This window comes from Moraxella sp. CTOTU46934, from assembly GCF_031979465.1.
GTDB classification, from domain to species: domain Bacteria; phylum Pseudomonadota; class Gammaproteobacteria; order Pseudomonadales; family Moraxellaceae; genus Faucicola; species Faucicola tetraodonis.
The window spans coordinates 82,601-97,715 of record NZ_DALZEG010000001.1; the positions used below are offsets into that span (position 1 = coordinate 82,601).

10 protein-coding genes are annotated in these 15,115 nt (G+C 43.9%); 9 read left to right on the forward strand and 1 reads right to left on the reverse strand.

Annotated features, from left to right (window positions below):
* Positions 1 to 53 precede the first annotated feature (53 nt).
* Together rpoC and RTN07_RS00380 are read left to right on the forward strand one after the other, a co-directional pair.
* On the forward strand, positions 54 to 4,286 hold the full coding sequence (rpoC, locus tag RTN07_RS00375) for a DNA-directed RNA polymerase subunit beta' (protein ID WP_312174702.1): 4,233 nt from the start codon (positions 54 to 56) through the stop codon (positions 4,284 to 4,286).
* A gap of 86 nt (positions 4,287 to 4,372) precedes the next feature.
* Positions 4,373 to 4,891: a DUF6586 family protein gene (locus tag RTN07_RS00380; protein ID WP_096488583.1), complete on the forward strand. Its 519-nt coding sequence runs from the start codon at positions 4,373 to 4,375 to the stop codon at positions 4,889 to 4,891.
* Between the two features lie 111 nt (positions 4,892 to 5,002).
* Here the strand turns inward: RTN07_RS00380 and RTN07_RS00385 are convergent, their stop codons facing one another.
* Positions 5,003 to 7,732 carry a penicillin-binding protein 1A gene (locus RTN07_RS00385; protein ID WP_312174704.1) on the reverse strand — a complete coding sequence of 910 codons (2,730 nt, stop codon included), beginning with the start codon at positions 7,730 to 7,732 and terminating at the stop codon, positions 5,003 to 5,005.
* Between the two features lie 201 nt (positions 7,733 to 7,933).
* On the opposite strand from RTN07_RS00385, the gene RTN07_RS00390 reads away from it, so the two are divergent.
* From RTN07_RS00390 to aroB, 7 genes are all read left to right on the forward strand, one after another.
* Entirely contained in the window at positions 7,934 to 8,986 is a 1,053-nt protein-coding gene (locus RTN07_RS00390) for a pilus assembly protein PilM (protein ID WP_312174706.1), read from the forward strand.
* Positions 8,986 to 9,657 carry a PilN domain-containing protein gene (locus RTN07_RS00395; RefSeq protein WP_076774548.1) on the forward strand — a complete coding sequence of 224 codons (672 nt, stop codon included), beginning with the start codon at positions 8,986 to 8,988 and terminating at the stop codon, positions 9,655 to 9,657. The genes RTN07_RS00390 and RTN07_RS00395 overlap by 1 nt, the downstream gene beginning before the upstream one ends.
* Positions 9,658 to 9,659: 2 nt before the next feature.
* The gene (locus RTN07_RS00400) at positions 9,660 to 10,418 is read left to right on the forward strand and encodes a type IV pilus inner membrane component PilO (RefSeq protein WP_065253721.1); all 759 of its coding nucleotides are present in this window, start codon (positions 9,660 to 9,662) and stop codon (positions 10,416 to 10,418) included.
* Entirely contained in the window at positions 10,408 to 10,941 is a 534-nt protein-coding gene (locus RTN07_RS00405) for a pilus assembly protein PilP (protein ID WP_312174709.1), read from the forward strand. Before RTN07_RS00400 ends, RTN07_RS00405 begins: the two co-directional genes overlap by 11 nt.
* A 17-nt stretch (positions 10,942 to 10,958) precedes the next feature.
* Positions 10,959 to 13,289 carry a type IV pilus secretin PilQ gene (gene pilQ / locus RTN07_RS00410; protein ID WP_312174711.1) on the forward strand — a complete coding sequence of 777 codons (2,331 nt, stop codon included), beginning with the start codon at positions 10,959 to 10,961 and terminating at the stop codon, positions 13,287 to 13,289.
* A gap of 107 nt (positions 13,290 to 13,396) precedes the next feature.
* The gene (locus RTN07_RS00415) at positions 13,397 to 13,933 is read left to right on the forward strand and encodes a shikimate kinase (protein WP_160002372.1); all 537 of its coding nucleotides are present in this window, start codon (positions 13,397 to 13,399) and stop codon (positions 13,931 to 13,933) included.
* A 68-nt stretch (positions 13,934 to 14,001) separates the two neighbouring features.
* A complete protein-coding gene (gene aroB / locus RTN07_RS00420) occupies positions 14,002 to 15,099 on the forward strand; it encodes a 3-dehydroquinate synthase (protein ID WP_312174716.1) in 1,098 nt (365 codons plus the stop codon).
* Positions 15,100 to 15,115: the final 16 nt, after the last annotated feature.

Here is a 15,115-nt window from a genome sequence, read left to right on the forward strand (position 1 = left end):
TAAATTGAAAGTCAATCTGTATCGACCTTCAATTTAATCGATGGAGAAGCAGTTTGAAAGACTTATTAGACATCATGAAAAGCCCTGCCGACTCTGGTAACCAAGAGTTCGACAGCATTCAAATTTCTCTTGCCTCACCTGACACCATCAAATCTTGGTCGCATGGGGAAGTTAAAAAGCCTGAAACCATCAACTATCGTACTTTCAAACCAGAACGTGATGGTCTTTTTTGTGCCAAAATTTTTGGACCTGTTAAAGACTACGAATGCTTGTGTGGTAAATATAAACGCCGTAAATTCCAAGGCGTGATCTGTGAAAAATGTGGCGTTGAAGTGACCGCCGCCAAAGTACGCCGCGAGCGTATGGGTCACATTGAGCTGGCAAGCCCAGTCGCGCATATTTGGTTCTTAAAATCATTACCAAGCCGTATTGGTCTACTACTTGATATGACTTTGCGTGATATCGAGCGCGTACTGTATTTTGAAAGCTATGTAGTGACTGACCCAGGTTTAACTACCCTTGAAAAATATCAGTTGCTCGATGATGAAGATTACTTCAAAGCACTTGAAGAGTTTGGTGATGAATTCACCGCAAAAATGGGGGCTGAAGCGATTCAAGACTTGCTGCGTGATATTGACGTGGATTTGGAAATCGACCAGTTACGTGAAGAAATTCCGAATACCGGTTCAGAAACCAAACTTAAAAAAATGTCAAAACGCCTAAAATTGCTTGAGTCATTCCGTGATTCAAACAACAAGCCTGAGTGGATGGTAATGACGGTGTTACCTGTATTGCCACCTGATTTGCGTCCATTGGTACCGCTTGAAGGGGGTCGTTTTGCCACGTCAGACCTAAATGACTTATACCGCCGCGTCATTAACCGTAACAACCGTTTAAAACGTTTGTTGGAGCTCAATGCGCCTGACATCATCGTGCGTAACGAAAAACGTATGCTACAAGAGTCAGTAGATGCGCTGCTTGACAATGGTCGCCGTGGTCGTGCGATTACAGGTAGCAATAAACGTCCATTAAAATCTTTAGCTGACATGATTAAAGGTAAACAAGGTCGTTTCCGTCAAAACCTTCTTGGTAAACGTGTCGACTATTCAGGTCGTTCGGTCATTACCGTGGGTCCATACCTGCGTCTACATCAATGTGGCTTGCCTAAAAAAATGGCACTTGAACTGTTCAAACCCTTTACTTATGCCAAACTTTTACAAAATGGTATTGCGACCACTATCAAAGCCGCTAAGAAAATGGTTGAGCGTGAAGAACCGGCAGTGTGGGATATGCTTGCCAGCGTGATTCGTGAACATCCAGTGCTACTGAACCGTGCACCGACCCTCCATCGTTTGGGCTTACAAGCATTTGAGCCTGTACTGATTGAAGGTAAAGCGATTCAGCTCCATCCGCTAGTTTGTAGCGCGTTCAACGCCGACTTTGATGGTGACCAAATGGCGGTACACGTACCGTTAACTTTGGAGGCCCAGCTTGAAGCCCGTGCCTTGATGATGTCAACCAACAACATCTTGTCACCTGCCAATGGTGAGCCAATCATCACACCATCACAAGACGTTGTATTGGGGTTGTACTACATCAGCCGTTCACACATTAATGCCAAAGGCGAAAACATGACTTTCTCAAACGTGAAAGAAGTGTATCGCGCGCTAGGCACCGGTGATTTAAGCGTCAATGCCAAAATTAAAGTACGCATTGAAGAAATCACGTATGACGAAGAAGGCAATGGCAATACCGTTACCAAAATGGTTGACACCGTTGCGGGTCGCTGCTTGATTTGGAATATCACCCCAAAAGGTATGAGCTTTGACGAAGTCAACAAAGAGATGACCAAGAAAAACATCGCTCGCCTTATCAATTCTTGCTACCGCAAAATGGGCGTGAAAGACAGCGTTATGTTTGCTGACCAATTGATGTATTTGGGTTTTGCCCAAGCGACGCTGTCAGGTGTATCGATTGGTATGGAAGATATGCTCATTCCACCTACCAAAAACAAAATCATCGAAGCGGCTGATGCAGAAGTTCGTGAGATTGAAAGCCAGTTTGAACAAGGCTTCGTGACAGCGGGTGAACGCTATAACAAAGTCATTGATATTTGGTCACGTACCAATGACCAAATCGCCAAAGCGATGATGGATAACTTGTCACAAGATACCGTTGTCAACAGCCAAGGTGAAACGGAAAAAGAAAAATCGTTTAACTCGATTTATATCATGTCGGATTCAGGTGCGCGTGGTAGTGCGGCGCAGATTCGTCAGTTGGCAGGTATGCGTGGTCTGATGGCAAAACCAGACGGCTCGATTATTGAAACCCCAATTAAAGCTAACTTCCGTGAAGGCTTAAGCGTTTTACAGTACTTTATCTCGACGCACGGTGCCCGTAAAGGTCTAGCTGATACGGCACTCAAAACAGCAAACTCAGGTTACTTAACCCGTCGCTTGGTTGACGTTGCGCAAGATTTGGTTATCACCCAGCCTGATTGTGGTACCGATAAAGGTATCTTGATGAAGCCACACATTGAGGGTGGTGAAATCATTGAACAATTGGCTGACCGCGTGCTGGGCCGGGTCACCGCCAAAGATGTGATGTCAAATAAAACAGGCGAACTAGCCATCCCATCAGGTACCTTGCTGGATGAGCATTGGGTAAAAGTACTTGATGAACATGGTATTGACGAAGTTTGGGTACGTTCTGTGATTACTTGTGAAGTGCCACATGGTGTCTGTTCACAATGTTATGGTCGTGACTTAGCACGTGGTCACCGCGTCAATATTGGTGAGTCTGTGGGTGTTATGGCGGCGCAATCAATCGGTGAGCCGGGTACTCAGCTTACCATGCGTACCTTCCACGTGGGGGGTGCCGCGAGCGCCGCAGCCGTGGAAAACAGTATTCAGGTTAATAAAGGCGGTACTGTTCGCTTCCAAAACTTGAAATCTGTAAGCCATGCCGATGGTCATTTGGTAGTGGTCTCTCGCTCTGCAGAAATTAGTATTACCGATGAATTAGGCCGTGAGCGTGAGCGCTATAAAGCACCGTATGGTTCGTCAATTTTAGTGGCTGATGGCACTGAGGTTACCCCAGGTCAAACCATTGGTAAATGGGATCCGCATACCCATCCAATCATTACCGAGGTATCAGGTACCGCACGCTTTAGCGAAATCACCGATGGCTTAACCGCCACCATGAAAATCGATGAAGCAACAGGTATGAGCTCATACGAAATCTTGGCGACCAAAGACCGTCCAAGCTCGGGTAAAGATTTACGTCCTGCGATTATCCTTGATACCAAAGAGGGTAAAGAAGTGGTGTATTTCTTACCACAGCAAACCATTATTCGTGTGCGTGAAGGCGATGAGGTAACAACAGGTTCGATTTTAGGTCGTGTACCACAAGAATCATCAGGTACCAAAGATATTACTGGTGGTCTACCGCGTGTTGCTGACTTATTTGAAGCGCGTCGTCCAAAAGATCATGCGATTATGGCGGAAATGAGTGGTACAGTAAGCTTTGGTAAAGACACCAAAGGTAAAAACCGCTTTATCATTACCAATGATGATGGCGAAGTGCATGAAGAGTTGATTCCAAAATGGCGTCAAATCAACGTGTTTGAGGGTGAACGTGTTGAGCGTGGCGAGGTAATTGCCGATGGTCCACAAAACCCACACGATATTTTACGCTTAAAAGGTGAAACTGAGCTTGCCAACTACATCGTCAATGAAGTACAAGACGTTTACCGCTTACAAGGGGTAAAAATCAACGACAAGCATATTGAAGTGATTATTCGTCAGATGCTACGTAAAGTTGAAGTTACCGATGGCGGTGATTCAAGCTACTTCAAAGGTGACCAAGCTGAATACGCTGATATCGTCGCCATGAACAAAAAACTCGACGAAGAAAACAAATTCCCAGTCAAGTTTGACCGTTTATTGCTCGGTATCACCAAAGCCTCATTGGCAACTGAAAGCTTTATTTCTGCGGCGTCATTCCAAGAGACAACGCGCGTATTGACGGCGGCAGCAGTTACTGGCAAGATTGATGACTTACGTGGTCTAAAAGAAAACGTGGTTGTCGGTCGCTTGGTACCATCAGGTACTGGTTTAGCTTACCATGCCCAGCGTCTAGAGAGCGGTAAAACCACCGCCACAGAAGCTACTGAAAATCAGCAGCTAGAAGCACTAGACACCTTGTTTCCCGAAACCATGGAACCTGCGTCAATGTCATTTGAAGACAAATTTGCTGAAGAGTTTAATAGCCAAGATGCAAAATAATCGTTAATTAGTCATAAAAAGGCCGGTGCTTGCAACTGGCCTTTTTTTTCATCAAAATATCCGTATCAAATGTCTAAGGAAACAATATGGCAGGTCGTGTTGCACGTTATCAAGCAGATAGAACCAATCAAAAAATGTATTTTTGCCGAATTTATTGTCAGCAAGCTGAGCAGACCCAGAAGGGTCAGTTGCAAGAGGCGCATATTGAAAGCGCTCTTATGCATTTGTACGGCGGGTATTTGGCGTTTTTACAAGAAGTAGCGCGCTATTATAATTTAACTATGCCAAACCCGAGTCTGCAATCAATTAGTGATGCATTGGAGGCTAAAACCCAAGTATCACCTGAAGTCATGCGGTTAAAGCAACTATTAGCTAATGATTATTTAGGTGATATCGAAAAAGCATGGCAGCAAATTATCTATAAACCTGTGCCACAAAATCTTGGAAATGAGAGTGATGAAAGCAACAAAAATGCTAAATTGCCGGTGATTGATGTTATGGCAAGTCCATCAAGTACCAATATTTCAGTCGATATGATTCGCCAATGGCGTGGCGATTTGGTTGATACTATCGATAGTTTGCGAGAAGGGATGATTGAATTTTAATTGTTTAATCAAAATTATTATTTATCTTAATACTTAGCAAAGACCATAAAAAAGCTCGATTACTAATCGAGCTTTTTTATTAGGCTTTATTAACTAAAGTTTATTAACGACTCATTCGTTCAGTGGTTTATTGTTATTTAACTGAGCGTAGTTGATATTGTTACCCGTTGTTGGCATCGTTACGGATGCTTGTTCCTCAGGACGTTTTCGGGTAACCGCTTGCGGGGGTTTACTGTCATCACGGGTGATTTCATTGCCCTTGCTATCGACGCGTCTAGTACCATTATCAGTAAGCTCAATGGTTTCCTGCTCTTGTTTTTTGGATTTGGCGCGATTATTCACTGATACCCATTCCACAGGTTGACCTTTGAGCATTTTAGAAGTGAAATCCATCCAAATAGGTAGCGCCGCCACGCCACCAAATTCTTTTTTACCCATACCGATCGGTTGGTCAAAACCGACCCAAACTGTCGTCACCATTCTGGGGTTGATACCGGCAAACCACGCATCTTTGGCATCATTGGTAGTACCTGTCTTGCCACCCAAATCTGAGCGACCTAACGCCCGCGCCTTAACCGCGGTACCGCGCTGGATGACATCACGTAAGATATTGGCCATTTGGAATGCCACATTAGAAGAAAGAATACGGGGCGCTTGCTGCGCTGGAATATACTGAATAGGCATGGGTTTTAGCTTATCAGTGTCGGGGCCGGCATCATATAGTTGCGCTTCAAGGGACGCTTGGCGTGCTAGCATTTGCTGAGTGCTGGCTTCTAATGCCGCTTCTTCTTTGCTAAGTTTTTTCTTATCTTGTTTGTTTAAACTGTCTTTTTCGTTGGTTTTAGCCAGTGGGTTTGCGTTGAATAAATCAGATTTTTCAGTCGCTTTATCGCCTGCTTGCGTGTCTTTACTTTGGCCACTTAACAAAGCAGTTTGTTGTTCTTGGAAGGCGGTTAAGTTATCTTCATTGGTTTGCTGTAAATCATTGTTAAAACATACTGCACAGGCTTGTTTTGGATTGGCTTGGTATTGCAGCTTACCGTTGTAGTCAAAAATTTGCTGAATAAAATAAGGTTGAATACGGTGACCGCCGTTGGCAAAGGTCGCATAGCCCGTAGCCATCTGTAATGGGGTCGCTTCACCAGAACCGAGTGCCAATGACAACGTGTTTGGCATGCGTTCTTTTTCCAACCCAAATTCATTGAGTAGCTCACGCGTATCAGAGATACCCGCTGAACGTAGTACCCGAATTGATACTAGGTTACGCGATAGGTATAAACCTTTACGCAGTGGAATCATCCCCAAATTGCGCCCATCTGAGTTCTTGGGTTTCCAAGAACCGACGGTTAATGGATCATCAGATATCATGGTATCTGGGCTAAAGCCTTTTTCTAAGGCGGTGGCGTAAACTAATGGTTTGATGGTTGAGCCAGGCTGACGATAGCCTTGAATGGCACGGTTAAATTTACTTTTATTAAAATCAAATCCACCAACGACAGCAAGTAACGCGCCAGTTTCTGGATTGACAGATACCAGGCTGCCTTCAACGGCTGGAATTTGCACCAAACTCCAGCTGGTGTTGTCAGCATTTGATGTGACATACACAATATCATGCAGATTGACGATGTTGTTGGAGATAAATGCTGAGTTTGGATTACGGTAGTGCAGCGTCGCCCAGCGCATGTTTGACCAAGGCACTTTAATCTGAGTGCCGTCTTTCATGACCGCATCAAAGCCATTGCCAGGATAAACTTTGGTGACTTCAACCGGATAAAAAGAATGGATAACCGGGAAATTGGCAAGCTTACCAAGTTTTTCTTTATCTTTTGTATTAGCAGGGGCGCCACGCCAACCGTGGCGGCGATCATACGCAAATAAACCGCGTTTAATGGCGTTTTCTGCAATTTCTTGTGCTTCGCTATTAATGGTAAGCTTCACGCGCCAGCCCGAATTGATGACAGCTTCGCCATATTGTTCCACCAATGAGGCACGGGTCATTTCCGCCAAATACGGTAAGTTTTTATCAAGTTTAGCTTGGTATAGGCGCAGTCCAATGGGTGCAGCAACCGCTTCGTCGTGTTGCGCTTGGCTAATTGCGCCATTTTTAAGCATCTGACCCAAAATCCAGTTGCGCCGCTCTAACGCGCGCTCAGGATTAGCAACGGGATTGTATTTTGAGGGTGCTTTTGGCAGACCTGCAATCATTGCCATTTCAGCAATGGTTAGGTTATTTAATGATTTACTATAATATTGCTTAGCGGCGGCTTTAATCCCATACGCACCTTGACCCAAATAGATTTTATTAACATATAAGGTCATGATGTCTTGTTTGGACAGCTTTTCTTCAATTTTACGGGCTAAAAATAACTCCGTTAATTTACGATTAAGGGTACGTTCGGAGGATAAAAAATAATTTTTGGCAACCTGTTGGGTAATCGTCGACCCACCTGTTTGGCTATCGTCGTCGCTAACCGCTTCGGTCAGTGCGCGCCCAATGCCCTTAATACTGATACCACTGTGCTGAAAAAATGACGAATCTTCGGCTGCTAAAAAAGCATTCACCATATTTTTGGGAATTTGCTCATAACTCACTGGCAAAGACATATCATTACCGTATTGACCAATTAATTGGTTGTCCTCGGTATAGATTTGTAGTGGCATTGACAGCTTGGCTTTTTTAAGGTCATCTAAGCTTGGTAGGCTAGGTGAGATATACATCGCCATACCATAAAAACCGATGGGGAAAGCTAATACCAAAATAAAAAGAAACGCTAAAATTGCAACCAAAAGATTGAGTAAAAATTTCATCCAAGTAAAGGTAGCAGCAGTCGACTGGGTCATAAAGTCATTAGCTCAAAGCAAAATAAAGCTTTATTATACCTAAAAAAATTTGAGTTCTGTGAAAAATCTATTTTGCTTTTCGCTTGTTTTTAAACCAGCCAATAAATTAGTGCCAACTAATGGTTGAATCAAATAAATTTCTAAAGTATTGTAGCGTAGTAAAAATCACGTTACTGAACTTAGTATACAAGGAACAAACTTGTGAGGTTATTTACAAAAAACAACAAGCTAGTCGTTGGGGTAGATATCACCACCACTGCGATCAAAATGGTTGAAATAACACGGCAGCAAGGTCTATTTCATTTAAGAAATTACGGCATTGAACCGTTACCCCGCGGTGCTGTTGTTGATAAAAATATTGTAGATATTGAAGCGGTCAGTGACGCCCTCGCAAGATTATCTCGTAGCAGAGGTTTTTCCAGCAAAAATATTGCGACAGCCGTAGCAGGCTCTTCGGTTATTAGCAAAATCATTGAGATGGAAGCGGATCTCACAGAGCTTGAACGAGAATCTCTTATACGTCTAGATGCTGATCAATATATTCCCTATCCTTTATCAGAAGTTAATTTAGATTTTGAAGTGATTGGCCCTTCAGCTACGCCTGATATGTGTAAGGTATTATTAGTTGCCTCTCGCACTGAAAACGTTGACCAACGTGTCGACGCGGGTGCTTTGGCGGGGCTGGATACTAAAATTGTGGATGTGGAGTCTTACGCAGTTGAACGCGCCTTTCAATTGATGGTCGATAGCTTGCCAGGTCAACCTCAGCATATAGCCCTTATTGATATCGGGCACAGCCAAACCACGCTTTATATTGCAAAGGACGGGGAGTTTGTATACAGCCGTGAACAACTTTTTGGCGGCGCCCAGTTAACTGAAAGTATTCAAAATCGTTATGGTTTGACGTTCGAGGAGGCGATGATTAATAAGCGCACCCTGTCATTGCCGGATGATTACTATACGGATGTGTTACTGCCATTTTTAGATGACATTGTGCAGCAAATCACCCGCTCGCTGCAGTTTTATTTTTCATCAAGCCAAAATAGCCAAGTAGACTATATTTTGTTGGGCGGTGGTAGTGCCAGCATTGCGGGTCTAGCGAGCATGGTTGAACAAAAACTTGGTACTCGCACAGGTATTGCCAATGCATTTTCAAATATGACGATTAATAACCATATCAACACTGAATTACTGATTATGGACGCGCCAAGCCTGATGGCGGCTTGTGGCTTGGCGTTACGGAGTTTTGATTAATGGCAAAGATTAACTTACTTCCTTGGCGTCAAGAACTTCGTGAACAAAGAAACCGTGAGTTTATGACTTTAGTGGTTGCGGTATTATTATTATCACTACTCGGTGCCTTTGCGGCATGGAGTTACTATAAAAATACCCTAGAAAACCAGCAGCTTGCTAATGAACGCATCAAACAAGAAAACGCTAATTTAGACAAGGCGTTAAAAGAAATCCAAACCCTTGAGCAGCAGCGTGATGATATCATTGCGCGTATGAAAGTGATTCAAGACTTGCAAGGCCGTCGCCCTGTCCCTGTCCGTATTTGGGAAGATATTGCCAGAATTATCCCCGCACAAATGTATTTAACCAGTATGAAGCGTGAAGCTGATACCATCACCTTTACCGGTCAAGCCGACAACCCGAATGTGATTTCGACATTTATGCGCAGTCTTGATGGGACGCAGTGGTTAGAAAAATCGGCTGTGGTCAGTATACAGCAGCCCAATGCGGTGGCTTATCAAGCCCCCACACCCGCACCCGCTGCCGGTAACATCAGTGCTAGCAGTACCAGCGCAACATTACCAGAAGCCAATTACGTGACTTTTGTGGTAACAACCATGGTTAAGCAAACCCAAGTCGCCAGTGCTACCGCTGCAAGTGGCGTTGCGGCAAGTGCGAGTAAGGAGAAATAACGGTGAAATTAACCAATCCGCTAAAAAGACCGAAACTCGTCAAAAAACCCGTTCACATTACCGCAAAAAAATCGTTTGATGTTAAAGCCTTTACCGAAAGCTTTAAATCCCTAGACCAAAATAATTATGGTAGCTGGCCTGTGCCTGTTAAGGTTACCGTATTGCTATTTATGGTTGCTGTTATCGCCTTTTTAACTTGGTTTCTACCTATTAGTACCAAACGTGATGAGATTGCCGCTGCCGAAGCCGAGCAGCAAACCTTGTTAGATGAATATCGCCAAAAAGAATCCAAAGCACGTCATCTAAAAGAATATCAAGCGCAAGTATCAAAAATGCAGTCTGATTTTAAAGAACTGCTCAATCAATTACCCAAAGACACCCGTATTTCTGACTTGGTGGATGGCATTAATATGGTTGGTGTGGGCAGTAATGTCAAATTTCAGGATATCAAAGTTGAACCTGAAGTGTCCCAAGAGTTCTTTATTGAGCAGCCAATTCGTATTGCCGCTTTAGGAGATTATCACCAATTTGGCTCATTCATTAGTGGTCTAGCTAAACTACCTCGGATTATTACCCTGCATGACTTTGAGGTCACCAACCCTAGTCCTAGCCTAGACAAGCTACCAGAAACCAATCTTGTTTTGAACGTTAAAACTTATCGTTCAAAAGAGCTAAATGAAGAAGAATTAAAGAAGGCACAAAAAGATAATCAAAAAAATCCAGCTGGGTCTGACAATAAGGAAGCGAATAATGGCAATTAATAAAAAACCGCTCTCTATTTGCTTAGCCCTATTAGCCCTGTTATCTGGCTGTACCGACCGTGTCGGTTTGGCAGAGCAACAAATGCAGGACATCCGTAACCAGCCTGCGCAACCGGTAAAGCCACCGCCGACACCCGAAGTGGTACAGGAGTTTAATTACAGCGCTTCACCGCTGCGTAGTCCATTTATGCCACCCAGTTTAATGCTGCAAGCCAATCAAGTACAGCAAATGAAAGGGGTCAGACCCGATGTGACCCGACTCAAAGAGCCACTTGAACAATTTGAGTTGAATGAGCTTACCTACAAAGGTACGATGGTGTCATCATCTGGCGAGGTGTATGGTCTTGTGCAACGCCCAGATGGGGGGATTGCCAGTGTCAAAGTGGGTAATTATATGGGTAAAAATGATGGGCGTATTGCAGAGATTACCCCAACCCAAATTAACTTAATTGAAATCATACCAGACAGTCGTGTCGGCTATGTCGAAAAAGCAAACTCAATTGTTGCCGCAGTTAGTCAATAAAACAAAGGGATAATTCAATGAATTTTAATGCCTATCCATTTCGAACTTCAACGTCTAAGCTTGCGGTAGCGATGAGTGCGATGTTAGTATCTAGCAGTGTGTTTGCAGCTGATACCATTAGAAATATCTCGGTTACCACGCCGAGCGCTGTGCTAACAGAACTCAATATCGACTTCGCTAACAGTGCTGTGACGCCGACGGCTTATGAACTTGCCTCACCCACACGATTGGTGTTGGATTTCCCCAATGTGAATAATCAAATTGCATCACGGATGCAAACTTATAACCAAGGCTATGTCAAAAATATCACCACGCTGACCAATGACAGTATGACACGTATGATTATTGAGTTGTCAAATCAAGCGACCTTTAGTACACGTGTGATTAATAATCGCCTGGTAGTATCAATGCAGCCGAAAACCACAGCAGCTACCAATCCAGCTATCGTTAAACCTGTGGTGACTACAGCGGCCGTTGTGAGTCAGCCCGCGGTGGTAACGCCTGCTGCCGTAGTGACTGAAGCTGCGCCTGTGATTGCTACACCGCCACCTGTGGTCGTGCAAACGCCGCCACCTGTTGCCGTCGTGACCCAAACACCAAAAGTCGCCCCACCCGCCAATACCATGGTAGTCAAAGTCAATCCTTTATTAAATCCTGCTGCCGCCGTTGTTCAACAATACAACTATGATGGCCTAGCGGCGATTAATTTTAATGGCACCTCGAACGGCGGCGGTAATGTTAGCATTAATTTGGTGAATGACAGCATCCCTGTGGATGTACAGCGCATGGGTGATGAGTTAGTCATTCGTCTGACAGGCGCTACCATTCCCAGTCGCCTGCAAAAACAAATGACCGTAGGTAACGGCTTGGTGCGTGATGTTATCGCAACCAACCAAGGACGCAATGGCGTGATTCGTATTACCATGACAGGCGATTATGACTATAGAGCCTTTCAAACAGGTAATCAGCTAAATATCAATATCGATCCCCCCAAACGTCTGCGCGAGCCGACCCTTGAGGAGCGTACCTATAGCGGGGCGCCTTTATCACTAGAGTTTCAAGATGTCAGCGTGCGGACGATTTTAGAAGTGTTGGCACAACATACCAATACCAATATTGTTGCCAGTGACAGCGTCAGTGGTAATATTACCTTGCGTCTGATTAACGTGCCTTGGGATCAAGCCCTAGATATTATCCTAAAAAGTAAAAATTTGGATAAACGGGTTAATGGTAATGTAATTTGGGTGGCACCCGCGGCAGAACTTGCCAAACAAGAAGCCGATGAGTTAAAAGCGCAACAAGAGAAAAAAGTATTAGACCCACTGCGTACCGAATATATCCGACTTAACTACGCGAAAGCAGAAAATGTACGAACATTGATTGAAGCAGGCAGAGCAACATCCGATCGTTCGAGCAGCAATACCTCACTGTTAACAGACAGAGGTACAGTTACAATCGATGCCAGAACCAATACCTTGATTGTTAAAGATACCGCTGAAACCATCAGCAACATCCGTGATTTGATTAGTAAAATCGATATCGCTGTCAAACAAGTGATGATTGAAGCCCGTATTGTGAGTGCGACAGACACCTTTAGTAAAGAACTTGGGGTAAAATGGGGCATTTTATCACAAGGCGCGGCAAGTAATCGTAACCTGCTGGTGGGCGGTAATTTAAGTACCATTGATAGCCTTAAGACTTATACCACAGCTACAAATTCCGATGGTACCACTTATCCAGTCTATAGCGGTATCACTGCCGCTAATAACCTCAGTGTCAATTTGGGGGCAACCAACGCCGCAGGCTCGATTGCTTTTGGCTTGTTGAGCATTTCAGATTTACTATTAGATTTAGAGTTGTCAGCCATGCAAGCGGATAACAAAGGTGAAGTCATCTCCAGTCCAAAAGTGCTAACCGCCGACAAACAAACCGCCAGAATCATGTCAGGCACACAAATCCCTTATCAAGAAGCCTCTGCCAGTGGGGCGACCTCAACGAGCTTTGTCGAAGCGGCATTGAGTCTTGAAGTGACCCCTAATATCACCCCTGAAGGTCGTATTGGCATGGATTTGAGTATTGAAAATGGTTCACCAACTATCGTCAATGGTGCGACAGCGGTTTCTAAAGATTCGATTAAAACCAACGTGGTCGTCGATGATGGTCAAACGGTTGTGCTCGGTGGCGTGTTTAAAAATACCTTAGGTAATGATGTGACTAAAATCCCTTTCTTAGGGGATTTACCTTATGTTGATCGCTTCTTTAAACGCACCTCAAAAAGCAATAACAAGCAAGAATTATTGATTTTTGTGACCCCAAAATTGGTGAATGACACGGGTCGTATCAATTAATTGACAACCCAACAGACGCTTTGCATAACAAAATAGTCTTATAGCGCATTGCCACAAATCACAGTATAATGTTTTCAATATATTATAGAGTGATTTGTGGTTTTTTTATGGAGTGTAATCAACCTAAGCCGTTAATTATTTTGATTGGTCCGATGGGTGCGGGTAAGACCACAATTGGTAAACTGTTGGCGCAGCAACTTGGATTTACGTTTTATGACAGTGATCAGGAAATAGAACGCGTCTCGGGCGCGAGTATTAGCTGGATTTTTGAAAAAGAGGGTGAAGTAGGATTTCGTCAACGCGAAACACGTGTGCTTGATAAACTAACCCAGCTCGATCATATCGTACTAGCCACAGGCGGTGGGGCAGTTACCATCGCTGAAAATCACCATTTTTTAAAACGTGGTATAATCATTTATTTGCGGGCAGAAGTTGACATTCAATATGAACGCACTTGTCGTGACCGCAACCGACCGCTATTACAAATAGACAATCCTAAGCAAAAGCTAACCGAACTGTTTTGTAAACGTGACCCAATTTATCAGCAGCTTGCCGACATCACCATTGTTACGGGTCATAGTTCCCCAAAAAAAATGGTGCATGACATTTTGCTGCAATTGCAAGACGCCAATATAACCGTCTAAATGTAGCACTGTAGATATGACAAGCTAATTGATGACAACCTACTAGATGACAAAAAGATAATATTGATATGAGTACTGCCATGCGCCGTGAGTTAATTGTCCATACACGTTCACACGACTATCCCATTTTTATTGGGGAAAATCTCATCGAAACCTTTGATTTTGCTGACTATATTAGCGGCAAACAAGTATTGGTGGTCACCAATGAGACAGTTGCACCCCTATATCTTGATAAACTCGTCGCACGTTTGCCTGCCGATAAACTCATTAAGACTTGTATTTTACCTGATGGTGAGCAGTATAAAACCCAGCAAAGCATTGATAGTATCTATGATCAGTTGATGGAAAATCACTTTAACCGTGACTGTACGCTGATTGCCCTTGGTGGTGGCGTCATTGGTGATATGGTGGGTTTTGCGGCAGCAAGTTTTATGCGCGGTGTGAATTTTATCCAAATTCCCACAACGTTGTTATCGCAAGTGGATTCTAGTGTCGGCGGCAAAACAGGCATCAATCATCGCTTGGGCAAGAATATGATTGGCGCGTTTTGGCAGCCACGTCTTGTTTTGGCAGATATGACCACCTTAAAAACCTTGCCACCGCGTGAATTATCAGCAGGGTTAGCAGAAGTCATTAAATACGCGTTAATCGGCGATGTGGCGTTTTTGGCTTGGCTTGAAACCCATATGACGTCCTTACGCACGCTCGATTTGAATTTGTTAGCCCAAGCTGTACTGATTTCTTGCCAGCATAAAGCGGATATTGTGGCGCAAGATGAGTTTGAAGCTAATACGCGTGCGCTGCTTAATTTTGGTCATACCTTTGGTCATGTGATTGAAACGCATGAAGGTTATGGCAATTGGCTGCACGGTGAAGCAGTCGCGGTAGGCATGATTCAAGCGATGCAGTTGTCACAAAAACAAGGGTGGCTTAGTGCGGATGATGTTGACAGAGCCAGTTCTTTAATCGCTCGTGCTGATTTACCCACCCATCCGCCAGTCATTGAGGTCAATACAGCACTGGATTTGATGGGTCATGATAAAAAAGTCAAATCCGGCAAAATTCGTCTAGTATTACTAGAAAAATTGGGACAAGCGGTATTAACGTCAGCGTATGATCCAGCGTTACTAACAGACGTGCTGGCTTTGAGTGACAAACCTAATTGATATAAATTTTATAGAT